This window comes from Paraburkholderia sp. BL6665CI2N2, from assembly GCF_004366535.1.
In the GTDB taxonomy this organism is placed as follows: Bacteria; Pseudomonadota; Gammaproteobacteria; order Burkholderiales; family Burkholderiaceae; genus Paraburkholderia.
Map to the genome: position 1 here is coordinate 1368643 of NZ_SORC01000001.1, position 17871 is coordinate 1386513.

At 63.7% G+C, this 17871-nt stretch carries 19 protein-coding genes; 9 read left to right on the plus strand and 10 right to left on the minus strand.

The window, feature by feature from the left end; all coding sequences use genetic code 11:
- Nucleotides 1–58 precede the first annotated feature (58 nt).
- Nucleotides 59–712, minus strand: coding sequence for a response regulator transcription factor (locus tag B0G81_RS06135; protein ID WP_181920222.1), 654 nt, complete (start codon nucleotides 710–712; stop codon nucleotides 59–61).
- A complete protein-coding gene (locus B0G81_RS06140; RefSeq protein ID WP_134133886.1) occupies nucleotides 709–2118 on the minus strand; it encodes a cache domain-containing protein in 1410 nt (469 codons plus the stop codon). The genes B0G81_RS06135 and B0G81_RS06140 overlap by 4 nt, the downstream gene beginning before the upstream one ends.
- A 256-nt stretch (nucleotides 2119–2374) precedes the next feature.
- On the opposite strand from B0G81_RS06140, the gene B0G81_RS06145 reads away from it, so the two are divergent.
- Both B0G81_RS06145 and B0G81_RS06150 read left to right on the plus strand, forming a co-directional pair.
- On the plus strand, nucleotides 2375–2572 hold the full coding sequence (locus B0G81_RS06145) for a DUF3311 domain-containing protein (protein ID WP_012426370.1): 198 nt from the start codon (nucleotides 2375–2377) through the stop codon (nucleotides 2570–2572).
- A complete protein-coding gene (locus B0G81_RS06150) occupies nucleotides 2569–4050 on the plus strand; it encodes a sodium:solute symporter (protein ID WP_116123312.1) in 1482 nt (493 codons plus the stop codon). Before B0G81_RS06145 ends, B0G81_RS06150 begins: the two co-directional genes overlap by 4 nt.
- Before the next feature lie 75 nt (nucleotides 4051–4125).
- Here the strand turns inward: B0G81_RS06150 and B0G81_RS06155 are convergent, their stop codons facing one another.
- Nucleotides 4126–5370: an FAD-binding oxidoreductase gene (locus B0G81_RS06155; protein ID WP_134133887.1), complete on the minus strand. Its 1245-nt coding sequence runs from the start codon at nucleotides 5368–5370 to the stop codon at nucleotides 4126–4128.
- 275 nt (nucleotides 5371–5645) lie between these two features.
- On the opposite strand from B0G81_RS06155, the gene B0G81_RS06160 reads away from it, so the two are divergent.
- From B0G81_RS06160 to B0G81_RS06175, 4 genes are read left to right on the plus strand one after another with little or no spacing between them, the layout of a single operon-like run.
- On the plus strand, nucleotides 5646–6425 hold the full coding sequence (locus B0G81_RS06160) for a DUF3348 domain-containing protein (RefSeq protein WP_134133888.1): 780 nt from the start codon (nucleotides 5646–5648) through the stop codon (nucleotides 6423–6425).
- 10 nt (nucleotides 6426–6435) lie between these two features.
- Complete coding sequence (locus tag B0G81_RS06165; RefSeq protein WP_134133889.1) at nucleotides 6436–9054, plus strand: DUF802 domain-containing protein; 2619 nt, start codon at nucleotides 6436–6438, stop codon at nucleotides 9052–9054.
- Nucleotides 9051–9698 (plus strand): OmpA family protein, encoded by a 648-nt coding sequence (locus B0G81_RS06170; RefSeq protein ID WP_116123316.1) that lies wholly within the window; start codon nucleotides 9051–9053, stop codon nucleotides 9696–9698. Before B0G81_RS06165 ends, B0G81_RS06170 begins: the two co-directional genes overlap by 4 nt.
- Nucleotides 9691–10344 carry a DUF2894 domain-containing protein gene (locus B0G81_RS06175; protein ID WP_134133890.1) on the plus strand — a complete coding sequence of 218 codons (654 nt, stop codon included), beginning with the start codon at nucleotides 9691–9693 and terminating at the stop codon, nucleotides 10342–10344. Before B0G81_RS06170 ends, B0G81_RS06175 begins: the two co-directional genes overlap by 8 nt.
- Before the next feature lie 53 nt (nucleotides 10345–10397).
- On the opposite strand, the gene B0G81_RS06180 is transcribed toward B0G81_RS06175, so the two are convergent.
- Nucleotides 10398–10691 (minus strand): zf-TFIIB domain-containing protein, encoded by a 294-nt coding sequence (locus B0G81_RS06180; protein WP_116123318.1) that lies wholly within the window; start codon nucleotides 10689–10691, stop codon nucleotides 10398–10400.
- Nucleotides 10692–10781: 90 nt separating this feature from the next.
- Nucleotides 10782–11534, minus strand: coding sequence for a TerC family protein (locus tag B0G81_RS06185; RefSeq protein WP_134133891.1), 753 nt, complete (start codon nucleotides 11532–11534; stop codon nucleotides 10782–10784).
- A gap of 122 nt (nucleotides 11535–11656) precedes the next feature.
- Here B0G81_RS06185 and B0G81_RS06190 point away from each other — a divergent pair, with 122 nt between their 5' ends.
- Nucleotides 11657–12535: a LysR family transcriptional regulator gene (locus tag B0G81_RS06190; RefSeq protein ID WP_134133892.1), complete on the plus strand. Its 879-nt coding sequence runs from the start codon at nucleotides 11657–11659 to the stop codon at nucleotides 12533–12535.
- On the opposite strand, the gene B0G81_RS06195 is transcribed toward B0G81_RS06190, so the two are convergent.
- The 3 genes from B0G81_RS06195 to B0G81_RS06205 form a co-directional block, all read right to left on the minus strand.
- A complete protein-coding gene (locus B0G81_RS06195; RefSeq protein WP_134133893.1) occupies nucleotides 12511–12972 on the minus strand; it encodes a TerB family tellurite resistance protein in 462 nt (153 codons plus the stop codon). The genes B0G81_RS06190 and B0G81_RS06195 overlap by 25 nt on opposite strands.
- A 210-nt stretch (nucleotides 12973–13182) precedes the next feature.
- Entirely contained in the window at nucleotides 13183–13377 is a 195-nt protein-coding gene (locus B0G81_RS06200; protein WP_106277155.1) for a hypothetical protein, read from the minus strand.
- A gap of 416 nt (nucleotides 13378–13793) precedes the next feature.
- On the minus strand, nucleotides 13794–14114 hold the full coding sequence (locus B0G81_RS06205; protein ID WP_134133894.1) for a DUF4148 domain-containing protein: 321 nt from the start codon (nucleotides 14112–14114) through the stop codon (nucleotides 13794–13796).
- A gap of 186 nt (nucleotides 14115–14300) precedes the next feature.
- On the opposite strand from B0G81_RS06205, the gene B0G81_RS06210 reads away from it, so the two are divergent.
- Both B0G81_RS06210 and B0G81_RS06215 read left to right on the plus strand, forming a co-directional pair.
- Complete coding sequence (locus B0G81_RS06210) at nucleotides 14301–14498, plus strand: hypothetical protein (RefSeq protein ID WP_116145741.1); 198 nt, start codon at nucleotides 14301–14303, stop codon at nucleotides 14496–14498.
- 98 nt (nucleotides 14499–14596) lie between these two features.
- The gene (locus B0G81_RS06215) at nucleotides 14597–15376 is read left to right on the plus strand and encodes a hypothetical protein (protein WP_134143011.1); all 780 of its coding nucleotides are present in this window, start codon (nucleotides 14597–14599) and stop codon (nucleotides 15374–15376) included.
- A 164-nt stretch (nucleotides 15377–15540) separates the two neighbouring features.
- Here B0G81_RS06215 and B0G81_RS06220 read toward each other — a convergent pair whose 3' ends face one another.
- Nucleotides 15541–17037, minus strand: a complete 1497-nt coding sequence (locus B0G81_RS06220; protein WP_134133895.1) for a HAMP domain-containing sensor histidine kinase — start codon at nucleotides 17035–17037, stop codon at nucleotides 15541–15543.
- Complete coding sequence (locus B0G81_RS06225) at nucleotides 17034–17771, minus strand: response regulator transcription factor (RefSeq protein WP_134133896.1); 738 nt, start codon at nucleotides 17769–17771, stop codon at nucleotides 17034–17036. The genes B0G81_RS06220 and B0G81_RS06225 overlap by 4 nt, the downstream gene beginning before the upstream one ends.
- Nucleotides 17772–17871 lie beyond the last annotated feature (100 nt).

The following is a 17871-nucleotide window of genomic DNA, read 5'->3' on the forward strand; positions in this document are numbered from 1 at the left end:
GGTTGAATGTATGCAGCGCCGATTATGCGATGATCGCCGATCGGCGTCAGTCAGGTCTTCACCGGTTCGTGCGCCGGTTTTCGACCGCGAACTTGATCAACTCGGCCTGGCCTTCAATATCGAGCTTGCGTTTCAGATTCAGCCGATGCGTTTCCACCGTACGCACGGAGAGATCGTTGCGCTGGGCGATCTGCTTACTCGACAACCCTTCGGCAAGCGCGTCGAGAATGTCGCGCTCGCGCGGCGTGAGCCGTTCGACAGGCGACTGCATCGCCGAAGCCTGAATCAGACGTGCGCCGAGTCCCGCGCTGAAAAACTGTTTGCCTTCGAGCACCGCGCCAATGGCCTGGATGATTTCGGTGGAGGGCGAGTCCTTCAGCACGTAGCCGCTCGCGCCCGCGCGCACGGCCTGCGTCACGTACTCGAGATTGTCGTGCATGGACAGCATGAGCACGCGAATTGCCGGGAAGCGCTCGTGAAACATGCCGGCCAGCGCGATGCCGCTCATTCCGTTCATGCCTACATCCATCAGCACGAGCTGGGGCTCCGCGCTCGCGGCAAGGGCGAGCGCTTCCTGCGCATTGCCCGCTTCGCCGACCACTTCGAGGTTGCGCACCGCTTCGAGCCGTGCGCGCAAACCGTCGCGCACGAGCGGATGATCGTCGACGAGAATCAGACGGGCGATAGCGGGTGAGGCGTCGTTCATGGTCAGGTTTCCTGCAAGGCCGGCAATGCCGGCTCGGTCGATCCCAGTGGCACGCGCGCGGTGATGAGCGTGTGGCCGGCTTGCGAGCTGAGCGACAGTGTGCCGCCCAGCGCTTCGAGCCGCTCGCGCATGTTGCGCAGACCCACGCCCGAGCGCCGGCCGACGAACACATGCGTCACGTCGAAACCGCGCCCGTTGTCCGCGATGTTCAGCGTGACCGCGTCGTTCGATATTTCCAGCGCGAGCGCCGCGCTCGACGCGTGCGCGTGGCGCACGATATTCGTCAACGCTTCCTGGGCGATCCGGAACAGCACGGTGTTGACTGCATCGGGTAAAGCCGCGGCGTGCGTGTGCGCGATCTGCGTGAAGCCGATCTCGATGCCCGACTGCTCGCTGAGTTCGCGCGAGAGTTGTTCCAGCGCGGCGGCCACGCCGAGATCGTCCAGCATCGACGGACGCAGCGCGTGAGAAATGCGCCGCACTTCGCGCAAGGTATCGCCAAGCCGCGTCAGGCTGGTGGTAAGTGCGGCCTCTGCCGCTGGCACGCGCACTTCGCTGCGCTCGAAGCGCGCCAGCGCGGATTCGAGCAGCAGCTTCACGGAGACCATCATCTGGCTGATGCCGTCGTGCAGTTCGCGCGACAGGCGTGCCCGTTCGTTTTCCTGCGACTCGACCACCTGCTGCGCGAGCCGTTTCAGTTTGGCGTCCGCGCTGCGGTATTCGGTGACGTTGAGCACGAGCGCGCACAGCGCGATCACGGCGAGCCCGGCAACGGCGATGGCGTCGATCCATTTCATCGTACGATCGATATTGGCGGCCGCGCGTTCGTCGATACGCGCGAGCGTGTTATCCACGTCGTCGAGATAGATGCCGGTGCCGATCATCCAGCCCCAGCGCTGCAGCGGCACTACGTAGCCGAGTTTCGACGCCACCTTGCCCGTCGACGGACGATGCCACAGATAGCGTACATACCCGCCGCCGCGCGAGGCTGCGGCGAGCAGTTGCTGAATGGTCAGCGTGCCTTGCGGATCGCGCAGTTCCCACAGGTCGCGCCCGACGAGGTCCGGCTCGCGCGGATGCATCAACGAACGGCCGTGCATGTCGTAGACGAAGAAGTAGCCGTCCGTGCCGAAGTCCATTTTCTGCAGCACGTCGAGCGCGCGTGCGCGCAGCGTCGCGTCGTCGCGCGCATTGTCCTGGCCGGCGTCGTAGAGCGGCTCGATCGCGGTGGTGGCGAGCTCGACGTAATGCTTGAGCTCGATCTCCTTGCTGGCCATGTATGCGGCCTGCGTGCTCGCGTGTTGCGTCTCGGCGAGCGCCGTGGCCTGCCGTTGCACACCCACTTCGATGCTCGCGATGGCGGCCAGGAAGGGCACGATCGCCAGCAGGACAATCTTGGCTTTCAGTTTCATCGTTGAAAAGACGGCTGACCGGCTACGTAGTACTACGTAGCCGGCTTACGTAGTTGCGCGCTTGTGAGGACGCTCACGAAGGCGAATACTACATCCCCACGGCATAGTGCGCCTTGCAGGCGGCTGCGCCCACCGCCGCGCGCGTCGCGTGGCGTCATAAGCACCCGGTTGGCCGGCTCATACCCGCTAACCGGTTTTCACGTGCCGGACCACGAGTCGTAGCGCGTGGTGTCAATAATAGACTTAGGAGACGATTGTGGAGACATCCCAACCTGCCGGCCGCTCATGGCTATGGCTGATCCTGCTGCTTCCGTACATCGCACTGCTGTGGCTGCCGTTCTATAACGACACGCGTCCGTCGTTCGCGGGCTTTCCTTTCTTCTACTGGTATCAGTTCTTGTGGGTGCCGTTGACCTCGCTACTGATTTACGCCGTGTACCGAGGTGTCAAATGAGCGACGTCAATCCTGTGAATCCGGTTGCGATGACCGTCTTTATCGCGTTCTTCGTTCTCGTCACCGTGATCGGCTTCTTTGCCGCGCGCTGGAAACGGGGCGACCTGACGCAATTGCACGAGTGGGGCCTGGGCGGCCGCCAGTTCGGCACGGTCATTTCATGGTTCCTCGTGGGCGGCGACTTCTATACCGCCTACACGGTGATCGCGGTGCCCGCGCTGGTCTATTCGGTCGGTGCGTATGGCTTCTTTGCGTTGCCGTACACGATCATCGTTTATCCGTTCGTGTTCGCCGTAATGCCGAAACTGTGGAAGATCGCTCACGCGAAAAACCACATCACGGCAGCGGACTACGTGCAGGGCGAATACGGCGGCAAGTGGTTCCCGGCGGCTGTCGCGATCACCGGTATTGTGGCGACCATGCCATACATTGCGCTGCAACTGGTGGGCATGCAGGTCGTGATCAAGGGGCTCGGCGTGACCGGCGAAATGCCGCTGATCGTCGCCTTCGTGATCCTCGCGTTGTATACGTATGCCAGCGGCCTGCGCGCGCCGGCCATGATCGCGTTCGTCAAGGACATCATGATCTACATCGTGGTGATCGCGGCGGTGTGGCTGATTCCGGCCAAGCTCGGCGGCTATGCGCATGTGTTCGACGCGGCCGATACGTATTTCAAGGCCAAGGGCGGCGCGACCGGCATCATTCTGAAGCCGACGCAATTCACCGCGTATGCGTCGCTGGCTTTGGGCTCGGCGCTGGCGGCGTTCATGTATCCGCATACGATGACGGCGGTGCTGTCGTCCTCGTCGGCGAATACGGTGCGCAAGAATGCGATCTTCCTGCCGGCGTACACGCTGCTGCTCGGTCTGATCGCGTTGCTCGGCTATATGGCGATTGCGGCCGGCGTGCATGTGAAGTCGGCCTCGGACATGGTGCCGGCGCTGTTCAACACGCTGTTCCCGTCGTGGTTCGTCGGCTTCGCGGCGGCGGCGATTGCGATCAGCGCGCTGGTGCCCGCGGCGATCATGTCGATCGGCGCGGCCAATCTGTTCACGCGCAATTTGTGGCGTCCGCTCGTTTCGCCGAATATCTCGCCGGAAGGCGAGGCTTCCACCGCGAAGATCGTCTCGCTGGTCGTGAAGTTCGGCGCGCTGCTGTTCATCGTGTTCCTGCCGACGCAGTACGCGATCGACCTGCAACTGCTGGGCGGCGTGTGGATTCTGCAGATCTTCCCGGCAATCGTGTTCTCGTTGTACACGCGTCGTTTGAACACGCCGGGCCTGTTCCTCGGCTGGCTGGCCGGGATCGTGCTCGGAACCGGGCTGGCGATTTCGCAAGGCCTCAAGCCGGTGTACGCCCTGCATTTCGGCGATGCGGTCTATCCGGTGTATATCGGCCTGATCGCACTGACGGTCAATATCGTCGTGAGCTTTGTCGTGTCGGTTCTGTCGCCGCGCAGGGTGGTGGCCGCGGCCTGAACGATTGATGTCGAGGTAGAGCAACGCCGCGGAGCTTGTTTGTCCGCGGCGTTTTCTTTATTGCGGCCCGTAGCGCTAACCGTGCCGTGCGAACCGCTCCACGCTGAACGGCCGCGGGTCCACGAGCGTTGCTTCGCCCGTTATCATTTCAGCGAGCAGACGGCCGGTTATCGGACCCAGCGTCAACCCGTGATGCGCGTGGCCGAACGCGAACCACAAGCCCGGATGTTTTTTCGCGGGCCCGATGATCGGCAGCATGTCCGCTGTACAAGGACGGCGGCCCATCCAGGGTTCGTCGTCGAGACGCTTGCCTAAGGGGAACAGCGTGCGGGCAACCGGCTCGACCGCGGCGAGTTGCGTCGGCGTTTTGGGCGCTTCGAGATCCGCGATTTCCGCGCCCGTCGTCAGGCGGATACCACGTGCCATGGGCGCCAGCAGGTAGCCGCCTTCCGCGTCGAGCACCGGATGATTCAGGCGTGCCGTGCCCTGCGGCGCGTAGTGCATGTGATAGCCGCGTTTGACGGCGAGGGGCAAGCGGTAACCCAGGCGCGTGCTCGCGCGCTCCGACCACGGCCCCAACGCCACGACCGCGGATGAAGCGGAGATCGTTCCCGCTTCCGTATCGACGTACCAGCCATCGCGCAGCGTATCCGCATCGCCGATAAAAAACCGTCCGCCGAGCGCTTCGAAATATCTGGCGTAGGCGGTGACGAGCGCGTTCGGGTCGCTCACGGAATCGGAGTCCGGATAGCGCAGGCCGCCCAGCAAGGTCCTGTCGAGATCGGGTTCGAGCTGTTGCAGGCGGGCGGCGTCGAGCGCTTCGAACTCGACTTCATATTCGCGATGCCACCGTTCGGCGAGCCGGGTTTCCGCGTCATGAGCCGCTGCGGTGCGGAACACTTTCATCCAGCCGATCGGGCGTAAAAGCGCGCTCGCGCCGGCCTCGGCGGCGAGCGCGCGGTGCTCGCTCACGCAATGCTCGATCAGCGTCGCGTACGACTTCGCAATGGCGGCGTGCCGCGTTGGATGAGAGTTGCGCCAGTACTGCCAGAGAAATGGCGCGGTCTTGAGGATCGCGTCGGCATGGTAACGAACGTCGGGCGACTGGTTGCGCGCATAGCGCAGCAACGTGCCGAGTCCGCGAGGAAACGCGTAGGGATAAACGCCTTCGCGCTGGATCAACCCGGCGTTGCCGAACGAGGTCTCGTTGCCGGGCAGCTTGCGATCGACCAGCGCGACCTGGCGGCCGCGTTTCTGCAAATGCGCGGCAATGCACACGCCGACAATGCCCGCTCCGAGCACAACGGTATCGAATTTCATTCTGCTTATAGGCCTCGCTTAAAGTCGCTTTGTTCGAAGAGTGCCGCGATCCAGTCGACAAACGTTCGGGTCGCGCGGCGCCGTCCACAGGCGCGTTGAGGCGGGCGTTCATCTTACATGGAGTCGTTCGCTTTATCCGACCTGAGCCGGCGGGTTCGACGCTCGACCACTCCGCCGCTCAAGTAAAATGCGCCTCGCGCACGGCCTGCGAATCGACTTGCAGCCGCTCAGGTGTCGACAGCGTGTAAACTGGCGACTTTTTTGCTTCCGGTGGTATGTCGCAACCCCCCCAGCGCACCGCCCTCAGCGGCCCGGCGCTCATTCGCTTACTGGCACGCCTCGCGGATGTCGATGTTCCCGAATCCAGGCAATCGCTCTCGGACCGGCTCAGCCAATGGCTCGGCTGGACCGACGCCATTGCGCTGTCCTCGGTACTGAACGGCAACCCGCCCGCCGTTGCCGCCGGCGCGCGCGGCTTCGGCGGCGCGGAGGAGTCGGAGTACGTCCGCGCGCGCAGTTCGCTGGCGAAGACCATCACGGGCGATAGCGTGTTCGCGGCCGACAGGCGGCGCGGGCCCGCACGCGCGTCCGCGCATGCGTCGTCGCAGAGTGTGCCCGCCGAGCCGGTGGCCGATTACGCGGTGTTCCGTCAACGCTATCTCTCCATCCAGCAGTCGATGGAAATGGCGATCGGCAATCTGCGCGGCCGCCTGCGGGGCATGCTGGCCACCAGAACACCCGCCATGGCGCGGCTCGCCGTGGTGGACGCGGTAATGGAGCGCGCACTGAGCGAGCGTGAGCGCAATCTGCTGGCCGCCATACCCGCGCTGCTGGCCGGGCACTTCGAGCGCTTGCGCGCGGCCGAGCAGGTGACGCTGGCCGCCGCCCAGGTGTCGGACGAAGCCGCCGGCGACGCAGCCAGCAACACAGCGGCAGTCACCGCCGGCGCATGGCTGAATGTGTTCCGCAAGGACATGCAAACCGTGTTGCTTGCCGAACTGGATATTCGTTTACAACCGGTCGAAGGGTTGCTCGCCGCCCTTCGCGCCAGCTAACTGGGACACTATGTCCAGATATCGTTTTGATCTCGTTGTGTTTTTGGCTGGTCTGGCCGCTGTGTGCTGGATCGCCGCCGGCTATCTCGGTTCGAACCCGCTGGCACTGGCCGTCACCTTATTGATCGGCGTGTGCTATCTGGCGGGTTCGCTCGAATTGCACCGCTACAACCAGGCGACCGCCACGCTCACGCAGGCGGTTGCCGGGCTATCCGGGCCGCCGCCGAGTCTCGGCGCATGGCTCGAGCCCTTGCATCCGAGCCTGCGGCACGCGGCGCGCCTGCGCGTCGAGGGCGAGCGGGTGGCCTTGCCGGGTCCGGCACTCACGCCTTACCTGGTCGGCTTGCTGGTGCTGCTGGGCATGCTCGGCACGCTGCTCGGCATGGTGGTGACCTTGCGCGGCACCGGCATGGCGCTGGAAAGCGCGACCGACCTGCAGGCGATCCGCGCTTCGCTCGCCGCGCCGGTCAAGGGTTTGGGCTTCGCGTTCGGCACTTCGATTTCGGGCGTGGCGACGTCCGCCATGCTGGGTCTGCTGTCCGCGCTGTGCCGGCGCGAGCGCCTGCAGGCCGCGCAGATGCTCGACGTGAAGATCGCGACGACCCTGCGCATCTACTCGCAGAGTCATCAGCGCGAAGAGGCCTTCAGGCTCCTGCAGCGCCAGTCCGAGGTGATGCCCACGCTGGTCGACCGTCTGCAGACGATGATGTCGGCCATCGAGCAACACAGCCTCGCCTTGAACGAGCGGCAGATTGCCAGCCAGGAGGCTTTCCACGGCAGGGCCGAGGCCGCTTATGCGCGCCTCGCGAGTTCGGTCGAGCAGTCGTTGAAGGAGAGCGTGGCGGACAGCACGCGCGCCGCCGGCGCGGCGCTGCAGCCGGTCATGCAAGCCACGATGGCCGGCCTCGCGCGCGAGACGAGCGCGTTGCACGACACCGTTGCGCACGCCGTGCAGCGGCAACTGGACGGGCTGTCGAGCGGCTTCGAGACGACCACCGCGACCGTCGCGGATATCTGGAACAAGGCGTTGGCGGGACATCAGCGTTCGAGCGAGGAACTGGCGCAGCATCTGCGCGCCTCGCTGGATCGCTTCACCGACACTTTCGAGCAACGCTCGGCCGGCCTGCTGGACGGCGTTTCCGCGCGACTGGAAAACACGGCGGGCAACGTTTCGAAGGCCTGGAACGAGGCGTTGGCGCGTCAGGAGAGCGTCGGCGAAAAGCTCGCGGCGAACAACCAGCAGGCATTGGCGGCGGCCGCCGCGACCTTCGAGCAGCACGCGGCGTCTCTGCTGCGTGGCGTGGGTCAGTCGCACACGGACTTGCAGACCGAACTGGCTTTGAAGGATGAACAACGGCTCGCCGCCTGGACTGCAACACTCGGCGCGATGGCGGCGACGTTGAGCAAGGCGTGGGAGCAGTCGGGCGCACAAACCGCGAGCCGTCAGCAGGAAATCTGCGAGGCGCTGGCGCAAACCGCGCGCGATATCTCGGCACAGACGCAAGCGCACGCCAGCAACACGATCGCGGAGATCGACAGGCTCGTCGAGGCCGCAGCCGAAGCGCCGAAAGCGGCGGCGAACCTGCAGGCCGAACTGGCTTCGCGCGACCAGCAGCGTCTGGCCGCCTGGACCGAGACGCTCGGCGCGATGGCGGCCACGTTGAGCAAGGAATGGGCGCAGTCCGGCGCGCAAACCGCGAACCGTCAGCAGGAAATCTGCGAGGCGCTGGCGCAAACCGCACGCGATATTTCGGCCCAAACGCAGGCGCACGCCAGCAATACGATCGCCGAAATCGACCGGCTCGTGCAGGCCGCGGCCGAAGCGCCGAAGGCCGCGGCAAATCTGCAAGCCGAACTGGCCTCGCGCGATCAGCAGCGTCTGGCCGCCTGGACCGAAGCGCTCGGCGCAATGGCCAACACCTTGAGCGCGGAATGGGAACAGGCGGGCGAGCGCACCGCGAGCCGTCAGCAGGAAATTTGCGAGACGCTGGCGCAAACCGCGCGCGACATCTCCGCCCAAACGCAGGCCCACGCCAGCGAGACGATCGCCGAGATCGGCCAACTCGTGCAAGCCGCTTCGGAAGCGCCCAAGGCCGCGGCGGAAGTCGTCGCCGAATTGCGTCAGAAGCTCTCCGACAGCATGGTCCGCGATACCGCGATGCTGCAGGAGCGCAGCCGCTTGCTGGAAACGCTGGAAACCCTGCTCGACGCCGTCAATCACGCATCCACCGAGCAGCGCACGGCCGTCGATGCGCTCGTCGCGACATCGGCGGATTTGCTGGAGCGCGTGGGCACGCGCTTCACCGACAAGATCGAACTCGAAACCGGCAAGCTGGGTTTGGTGGCCGCGCAAGTCACCGGCAGCGCCGTCGAAGTGGCGAGCCTCGGCGACGCATTCGGCACCGCCGTGCAAGTGTTCGGCGAGTCGAACGACAAACTGGTGACGCACCTGCAGCGTATCGAAACCGCGCTCGACAAATCCCTCGCGCGCAGCGACGAACAACTCGCGTACTACGTGGCGCAGGCGCGGGAAGTCATCGATCTGAGCGTGATGTCGCAGAAGCAGATCGTCGAAGACCTGCAGCAGCTTGCCGCCCGGCGTGCGTCAGCAGGAGCTGAAGCGGCATGAGCGAGGACATCGACGGCGGCGTGGAGCAGGTCGCGCCGATCTGGCCGGTTTTCGGCGACCTGATGTCGGTGCTGCTGGGCGCCTTCGTGCTGATCCTCGTGGGCGTGATCGGCGTACAACTGGAGCTGTCGAGCAAGCTGGAGCAGGAAGTCAAGCAGCGTCAGTTGGAAACGCAGCGCCGCAAGACGCTCGAACAGGCGCTCGCGGGTCCGCTCGCGGCTGGGCGCGTGACGCTGGTGAATGGGCGCATCGGGATCAGCGGCAATGTGCTGTTCGCGCTGAACTCCGATCAGTTGCAGCCGCAAGGCCGGGATTTGCTGAAGAGTCTGGCCGGGCCGCTGTCCGCGTATCTCGGCGCCAATGACGAAATCCTGATGGTGAGCGGCTTTACCGACGATCAGCGCTTGCGCGAAGGCAACCGCCGTTTCGCGGACAACTGGGAATTGTCGGCGCAGCGCGCGTTGACGGTGACGCGCGCGCTGATCGACGCCGGCGTGCCCGCGTCGTCGCTGTTTGCGGCGGCGTTCGGTTCCGGACAACCGGTGAGTTCGAATACGGACGAGCAGGGCCGTGCCAAAAACCGTCGCGTGGAAATTGCGCCGGTGCCGCGGCCATCGACCTCGACGGTAAAGCCTCGTGAGTAACGCGGGCGATAACGATCCGGCAAGCGGAGCCCGTGCGACGCTCGACGCGTGGCGCGAACGCGGCGCCGATCGGCTCGATCCTGTCCGCTTCCGTTTCATCGACGCGTTCGAACGGCGCGCGGCCGGTCACAGCGGCGAAGCGCGGCGCATTCTGGACGAAAGGCTGTCCGGTCTGCTGGACGCCTACGCGGGGCATATAGAACGCGCCGCGGCATCTTCGGCTGATGACACTGCTGCGCAAGCCGTCGACGTGCCCGCGCACGCAACGTTGAAGAGCCTCGTCGACTACATCGCGAGTCAGGATCATGTGCCCGCGGCGAGCGGTTTGCCGCGCGCCGCCTCTTATCCCGAGATGCCCGCGCTCGACTACTTCAGGGACGTCTGGTCGAAGGTCCGCACGGAAAAGCAACTGCGGCAGTCGCTGGAAAAGGTGCCGGGCAACGCCGGCCCGCTCAACTCGAGCAGCCTCGTGCATCGGGCGCTCTGGCTGATGAGCGAAGTGTCGCCGGGCTACCTCAAGCAGTTTCTGTCCTACGTCGATGCCTTGTCGTGGATGGAACAGATAAACGGCGGCGCCGCGCCCGCCGGTAAGGATGCGCCTCGCGCCGGCAACGCCGGCAAGAACGCTCGCGGCAAAGCACGTTAGTGCGACAAGTGCCGGAACGTGCCCGGCGCGTTTTCCCTCACGGCTGACGGCGCTCAGTCGAAATCGAACACGTCGAAAAGGGAGCGCTTTTTCTTCTGCGTCCGATAACCCGATCGATGATCGTCGTAACCGCGATGACTGTCGTACGAACGATCCCGCTCCCGGTGGCCGTCGTGGCTTGCGCGCGGGGCGGGCGGCGAATCGGGTTGGGCCGCGTCCTGCGCGATCAGCTTGTCGAGCTCGCCTCGATCGAGCCACACGCCCCGGCAGTCGGGACAGTAATCGACTTCGATCGAGCGGCGCTCGGTCATCAGCAGGTCGGTGGTCTTGCAAACAGGGCATTTCATAGCGTTGCTCCTCAAGAGTAGAAAGACATCGCATGCTGGACCGGGCGAATGCAAACTCCCGATCCGGGAAAACCGTCACGCGCTTTTCGCTTATTGCCCGCTACTGAGCACGCGCTTCGATTTCGCGCGGCGCACCAGCATGTTCATCGCTTCGACGAATGCGGAGAACGCCATTGCCACGTAGATGTAAGCCTTCGGCACATGCGAACCGAAACCTTCCGCAATCAGCGTCATACCGATCACGAGCAGAAAGCTGAGCGCGAGCGTGACGATGGTCGGATTGCGATCGATAAAGCGTGACAGCGGGCGTGCTGCGAACAACATGGCCAGGACCGCGCTGATCACCGCGATGAACATGATCGGCATGTGTTCGGTCATGCCCACAGCCGTGATGATGCTGTCGACCGAGAACACCATATCGAGCACCAGGATCTGGCCGATCGCGGCCGTCACGGTCAACTGGACGGTGCTGCCCGCTTTGTCGCGCTGCTCCTCGGCATGCGTCACGTGGTGGTGAATCTCGCGCGTCGCCTTCCAGACGAGGAACAGGCCGCCGCCGAGCAGGATCAGATCGCGCCACGAAAACGCGTGACTGAATAGCGTGATGGCGGGCGCGGTCAACTGCGCGATCCACGCGACCGTGCCGAGCAGGCCGAGCCGCATGACGAGCGCGAGCATGATGCCGATGCGCTGCGTGCGCGCGCGTTGCGCTTCCGGCAGCTTGTTGCTGAGGATCGAGATGAAGATCAGGTTGTCGATGCCGAGCACGATTTCCATCACGACCAGCGTGAGGAGCGCGGCCCATGCGGCGGGGTCGGCGGCAAGTGTGAGCAGAGTGTCCATGGTGTCCGTAAGCGGATGAATGCGGGTGACGTTGGATTAGCGACCATGATCGCTATCTTCTGGCTTCGGATAAATCAGTGATACTCTGAGCGACATATCGTTTTTTTCGATGTGTCACGCCAATGCTCAATTACCGGCATCTGTATTACTTCTGGATAGTAGTGAAAGAGGGCGGCTTCGCGCGTGCGGCCGAACGTCTCGATATGGCGGTGCAGACCATCAGCGCGCAGGTGCGGGAGCTGGAGAAATCGATCGGGCGCCAATTGCTGAAACCGGCGGGACGGGGCGTCACGATGACCGAAGCCGGCGAGACGGCGTTCAATCGCGGGGAGCAGATTTTTCAGCTTGGCGAGGCGCTCCTCGACGAGATGCGCGAGGCCGGTGGAGAAGGTGTGGCACGGCTCGCCGTCGGTCTTTCCGATGGCATTTCGAAGCTCGCGGCGCATGCGCTGCTGGCGCCGGTGCTCGGCACGCCGTCGCTCAGGCTTTTATGTCACGAGGGCGAACACGCGGAGCTGATGTCGGAACTCGCGCTGCATCGGCTCGATCTGGTGCTCGCTTGCCAGCCGGCGCCGCACAATGCCGACCTGCGCGTGCTCAGCCAGCGCCTGGCTGGCTCGCCGGTCGACTGGTATGGCCCGACCGAGATCGTCCGCAAATCCGCGCGCGCGGGCTTTCCGCAGTGTCTCGCGGAGGTGCCCGTGCTTCTGCCGACCCGGCACGCCGCCTTGCGCGCGCGGCTCGACCGTTGGTTTGACGCGCAGGGCATCCGGCCGCGCATCGTCGGCGAATTCGAGGACAGCGCGCTCATGGCGGTGTTCGCCGCGCGCGGCCTCGGCGTGTTTCCGCTCGCGGAACTCGGCGCGGAAGATCTGACGCTGCTGCGGGGCCTGCGCTGGCTCGGCCGCGCCGATGGCGTGATCGAGGAGATTCACGCCATCCGTTCGCGTCGCGGGCAACATCACGGGCTCGCTTCTCAGGTGGTGGCCGGCGCGCGCTGATAACCGCGCATGACGCGCGACGGCAGCCCGTGACGGTTGACGGCCGGCGTCAGGTCGCGTCCCCACGCGCTCAACATGGCGGCGAGCAGGGCGATTTCGCCGTCCGCCAGATAGTCGTCCGCAACCGCCACGGCGACACACAGGCGAATGACCTTGCGGCGCAACGTGGGATCGTCGATCTCGTCGATCAAGGTCGTGAGCATGGTCGGGTCGAGACGGCCCACCGGCGGCGCGAACGACAGATGCGCGACCGAGTGGTCTTCGCACAGTGTCTGCACGATCTGCTCGAATTGCGCGGGCGCGAGACCGAGTTCGCCTGCGATATTCAATCTCTGCAGCACACGCTCTTCCGAACTGCACACGTGGCCGTCCGCAGTGAGGACCAGCGCGACGATGCGTGCTGCGGCTTGCGGGCTGTTACGCGGGTAGGTGCGCATGATTCTTTCCTTGCCTGGACGATGTCCGTAGTGAAGATGAAGTCCAGTGTGCGGTAGATTCGGGATCGGATAAACCTGCTAAATGCGAAGCGAAGGTTCGGAAAATACGAAGCTTGGCGGGTGAGCCGTTGGAGCGTTTGACCGGCCGGTCACCGGTGAAGCGCCCGACTTCGAGGCGCCTCATCGGAGAACCAGGCGAACTTTGTCGATTTAAAGCGGATGAAGCTTGCCATTGAGGTCCATCGACCACTTCGAGCCATCGCCGAACGTGAGCACGCCATTCATGGCGTCGATATGGGTCGGCTTGCCGACAGGTTCCTTATCTTTTCCGCCGACGACGCGTGCCATGTCGGCGGAGCTCATTTCTTCATTGCGATGCAGTTCGCGGATCTTCAGGTCTTTCATGACGTTCTCCTTTGAGAAAATTACCTGGGTGTGCGAGCACTTTTGTGTGTGCTCGCACACTTACACTGCACATGATGTGCCATGCGTGCTTGAAGAACTTCAGCGTGCTGATAACAAAGGAGTTGCAGGCTTGATGAGCTTGCGGCGAAGCTGTGGGTGGTGCGGTAAAACCAACAGTCGGCCAGCCTGCTGTCTGTTGAACCACAACAGCTCTACACTGGCGAAGTTCTGTTTCAAACGATCATGGCTCTACGGATTTTGGCGAGGGGCACCGAAGCTTTCGCATCCAGCCGCTAGACGCGAATGCCGTCCCCTGGTGAGTTGAAAGCCGGCAAAAAAAGCAGCGTCGATCCGACAAGGACCGACGCTCAAAAGCAGAACCCGCTGTCCACAGGTTCACACACACCGGACCGCCATCAATGCATGGGCATGTCCTGCATGACTGGCTGGTTGTTGTTTAGCGCGCTCTGCTGGGCTGCGTGCATGGCGGCTACTTTTCTTTCCGCTTCCTGAATGTCGGCGGGATAGTCGCTTTCGTCGCCGCGAGACGGATCGTATCCGGCAGCTTCCAGCTCCTCGAGTTCGTGGCGCACCTCGGCGCGCGTGAACTGGTGCGCGCCGGGCGTGGCCGACGTTTGCGCGTAGGCGCCGCTTGCCGTTGCCAGAAGGGCGGCACTTGCAACGAGCGCGCCGGCTGCGGCGCGGACCATGAGACGGTTCAGAGAGATCAGTTTCATGTCAATGCTCCTCGATATGCGAGCGCAATCTTCGAACTCGACTTGAGTCGGCGTCAACACGCTCTGAACGGTTAAACCAGGGGATTGGATGTCTTATTCCCGGCAGTGCGTTGAAAAAATCGCGGGAATAATCACGTCGGATTCGGCGTCTTGCAGTGCGTGAAGACACGAATTGGGGTGAGCAAAATGAACATCATCGATATGGCCCGCGAATCGGGAATGGCCGTTATTCTCGACGCCAGGATCGGCCGCGAGGAGTACCACAGCGTATGCGGTTCGCTGTCGGCGCTGGAGAAATTTGCCGACGCTATCCGCCAGACGCCGGTGAATCACAAAACGGGTAGCGAGCGGCGGAAACGGCCTCTCACGCGAGGCCTGAAATGAATCCAACGCGTATTGCGACCTGGAAGCCGCTGTATTCGGCCGACATGCTGCGGGCCACCGGGCGCGCGCCGATTGCGCCTTTTCGGCGGCTGCTGGGTATGGTTGCCCGCGTGGCGAGGGAACCGGCTGTTCATACTCTGCTGCGCCGCTGTCAGCTCGTGTCCGGCGTGGTGCTGCTGGTCTATCTCTCCCTGCATCTGATCAATCACGCGCTCGGCATCTGGTCACTGGACCTTGCGGGTCGCGGTCTTGCACTGGCTTTGTGGGTGTGGCGCAGTGTGCCGGGAACGGTGCTTCTGTATGGCGCGTCGCTATTGCATTTTTCGCTGGCGCTGCGAACGATCTACGGACGCCGTCACTGGAAAATGCCGCTCACTGAATGGGTCCGGCTTTGGGCGGGACTGAGTCTGCCGCTGCTGCTGATCCGTCATGTGGTTTCTACCCGGCTTGCCTCGTCCCTATACGGATTCGAGCCGAACTACGAGCGCATTGTGATATCGCTCATCACCAGCGGCACGCAAGGTTTGCAGCTTGCACTGCTTGCGCCCGGCTGGGTGCATGGTTGTCTGGGACTGTGGCTGCGTATGCGTCATCGTGCCGGGGCGCGGCGCGCGAAACCTTATCTGATGGGGCTGCTCGTTGGATTGCCCATGCTGTCCGCCGCGGGTTTTGTTCGAATGAAGCAGGCAGTCCTCGCACTCTGCACCGGGCCATTGCGGACCGACCCCAAGCTGGTCGCGCATCAACTTTCACTCGATGCGTGGCGCCACAACATTCTGATGCTGTATCTGTCGTTGTTGATCGGCGCCTTCGTCGCGGGTCAGGTACGCAACCGGCGGGAACGTCGACGGCTTCGGAAGGCGACGATGACCGTCTGATGCCACCGGTCTGATACCTGGTCCCTTCGACGACGCCACGCACTCTGCAAAGTATTCCGCTGTGGCGCTGAACTCATGGACTTTTTCGCGCGCAACGTAGAAGGCGGGCAAGCTTGGCGATGCCGACGATCGCAGCACCTCTCAGCGGAGCCAAGCGCCGTCCGTCACATCAGGACACCGGCGGAACTCGACCGGTTGACGGCCGTCGGTAACTCGAAGCAAAAGGTCGTGCCCGTTCCCGCCGTGTCGAGCAAACGTATCTGGCTCTGGTTCAGTTGCAGCATGCGCTGGACGATCAGTAGCCCCAGTCCGCCGCCCCGATGCGCGCCGCCGGAGCTGAACGGGCGTTCGAACAGACCTTCGCGCTGTTCGGGCGGAATGCCCGGACCCGTGTCGGTGATCGTCACCGACACCTTGCCGTTCTTATGCGCGAGATCCACTTCGATCGATCCTTCAGTGGGCGTGTGGCGAATGGCGTTGTCGAGCAGATTCGTCAGCACGCGCTCGATCATGCCGAGATCGGCACTGACATTCGGCAGGCGTGACGGAATATTCGCGCGCAGCTGAATGTGCCGCGCCTCAGCCGGCAATTCGAATTTCTGAAACACGTCCTGCACCAGATCGACCAGCGAGAACTGTTCGAGCGCCGGCTGCACGTTGCCGTGTTCGAGTCTGGCCAGTTCAAACAGAGCTTGCGCGAGCCGGCCCACCTTGACGCTTTGCGCGAGCGCGATGGCCAGATAGCGTTTGCGCTCCGTTTCGCCGAGCGTGTCGGACTTCAGCGAGAGCGTCTCGAGATAGCCGTGCAGTGAGGTCAACGGCGTGCGCAGATCGTGCGAAATATTGGCGATCAGTTCGCGACGCTGCTGGTCCTGTCGCGTCAGCGCTCGCCATTGTTCTCCGATTCGATTCGCCATCTGCGCGAACGTCGCTTCAAGCACGGCGATTTCGTCGCGCCGACCGGCCGGCGACGAGCGCGGCACACTCGGCTGGGTGTCGGGCTCGCCCTCGGCGTCGAAGCGGCGCATGGCGTCGGTGAGGCGCCGCAGCGGGCGCGTGATCAGGCCGAATGCGGTCAAGCCGGCCAGCAATCCCAGCAGCGCGACCAGCGCCATCGACCACAAGGTAGTGCGCAGCACGGAACTGGCCGCCACGCGCGCGGCGAGCGCGTCGTGTTCCTCGCCGAGCAGGACCACGTAGATATAGCCGGACGGCGCCTGTCCGCTCAATTGCAAAGGCGCTGCGCTGAACACCTTTTTACCGTCGATGCTGCGCGGATCGTCGTCGAGAATCGGCAGCGCGTCTCCCGCGATGAATTGCCGGATCGGCGCAAGATTCACCTGTTCGCGCTTGACGTGTCCCGCGGGCGCGTCGTCGCCTTTAATGTGCCCTTGATTATCGAGCAGGTACACCTCGACGCTCGGATTCACCCTCATCAACTGGCCGAATAGCTGCCGGACCGCGTCGGGTCGCAAGCCGTTGGCGTCCATCAACGAGTTGCCATGAGCGATATGGTCGGCGAGATTGCGCGACAGGCTCTGGATGACTTCTTTCTCGTGCAGATCGCTGGAACGGATCTGCAGGAAGGCCGACGCGCCGCAGCATGCCAGCAGCAGCACCGAGAAAACGAGCGAGAGCCGTTGGGTCAGCGTCAGATTCACGATGGGTCCTTCGGTGCGCCGGCCGGCTCGCCGGGGACAGCGAGCTTGTAGCCGCGTCCCCAGACGGTCAGGATGCGCTCGGGTTGAGCCGGATCGGCCTCGATCTTCGCGCGCAGCCGGTTGATATGAGTGTTGACGGTGTGCTCGTAGCCTTCGTGCTGATAGCCCCACACCGCATTGAGCAGGTCCATGCGCGAGAACACTTTGCCGGGATGTTGCGTGAAGTAATAGAGCAGGTCGAATTCACGCGGCGTGAGTTCGATCGGCCTGCCGTCGACGGCAGCCTCGCGTGTCAACGGATCGATCGACAACCCCGCGATGAGCAGATTGCCGGCTTCGATTTTCGAGTCTTTCGCCAGCGCGTCGACGCGGCGCAGCAACGCTTTCACGCGCGCCACCAGTTCGAGCACCGAGAACGGTTTGGCGAGATAGTCGTCCGCGCCGAGTTCGAGGCCGAGAATCCGGTGCACTTCACTCGACCGCGCGCTGGTGATGATGATCGGCGTATAGCGCGTCATCGCGCGGGCACGCCGGCAGATTTCCAGTCCGTCGACGCCGGGCAGCATCAGATCGAGAATCAGCGCGTCCCAGCCGCCTTGTTCCAGCAGGCGCAGCCCTTCATTGCCGTCGGCGCTGTGCACGACTTCATAGCGCTCGTCGCGCAGATGCAGGCTCAGCACGTTGGCGATGTCGACGTCGTCTTCGACGATCAGGATGCGCTTCGGATTGTCCATGGTGGGCTTGTGCCGCGGTTCAGGGAATGGTTGAGGAGGAAGGCCGGGCGCGGCCGCCGGGAAAAGCGGCCATGGCGCCATTGTGCAAAATTTCCGGGCG

Bases quoted from the DNA above. Each gene is read 5' to 3' on its own strand.
- B0G81_RS06200 (WP_106277155.1), bottom strand. From the start codon at position 13,377: ATGAAAGACCTGAAGATCCGCGAACTGCATCGCAATGAAGAAATGAGC.
- B0G81_RS06155 (WP_134133887.1), bottom strand. From the start codon at position 5,370: ATGAAATTCGATACCGTTGTGCTCGGAGCGGGCATTGTCGGCGTGTGC.
- B0G81_RS06160 (WP_134133888.1), top strand. From the start codon at position 5,646: ATGTCGCAACCCCCCCAGCGCACCGCCCTCAGCGGCCCGGCGCTCATT.
- B0G81_RS06185 (WP_134133891.1), bottom strand. From the start codon at position 11,534: ATGGACACTCTGCTCACACTTGCCGCCGACCCCGCCGCATGGGCCGCG.
- B0G81_RS06215 (WP_134143011.1), top strand. From the start codon at position 14,597: ATGGTTGCCCGCGTGGCGAGGGAACCGGCTGTTCATACTCTGCTGCGC.
- B0G81_RS06170 (WP_116123316.1), top strand. From the start codon at position 9,051: ATGAGCGAGGACATCGACGGCGGCGTGGAGCAGGTCGCGCCGATCTGG.
- B0G81_RS06180 (WP_116123318.1), bottom strand. From the start codon at position 10,691: ATGAAATGCCCTGTTTGCAAGACCACCGACCTGCTGATGACCGAGCGC.
- B0G81_RS06150 (WP_116123312.1), top strand. From the start codon at position 2,569: ATGAGCGACGTCAATCCTGTGAATCCGGTTGCGATGACCGTCTTTATC.
- B0G81_RS06165 (WP_134133889.1), top strand. From the start codon at position 6,436: ATGTCCAGATATCGTTTTGATCTCGTTGTGTTTTTGGCTGGTCTGGCC.
- B0G81_RS06205 (WP_134133894.1), bottom strand. From the start codon at position 14,114: ATGAAACTGATCTCTCTGAACCGTCTCATGGTCCGCGCCGCAGCCGGC.
- B0G81_RS06225 (WP_134133896.1), bottom strand. From the start codon at position 17,771: ATGGACAATCCGAAGCGCATCCTGATCGTCGAAGACGACGTCGACATC.
- B0G81_RS06195 (WP_134133893.1), bottom strand. From the start codon at position 12,972: ATGCGCACCTACCCGCGTAACAGCCCGCAAGCCGCAGCACGCATCGTC.
- B0G81_RS06140 (WP_134133886.1), bottom strand. From the start codon at position 2,118: ATGAAACTGAAAGCCAAGATTGTCCTGCTGGCGATCGTGCCCTTCCTG.
- B0G81_RS06210 (WP_116145741.1), top strand. From the start codon at position 14,301: ATGAACATCATCGATATGGCCCGCGAATCGGGAATGGCCGTTATTCTC.
- B0G81_RS06190 (WP_134133892.1), top strand. From the start codon at position 11,657: ATGCTCAATTACCGGCATCTGTATTACTTCTGGATAGTAGTGAAAGAG.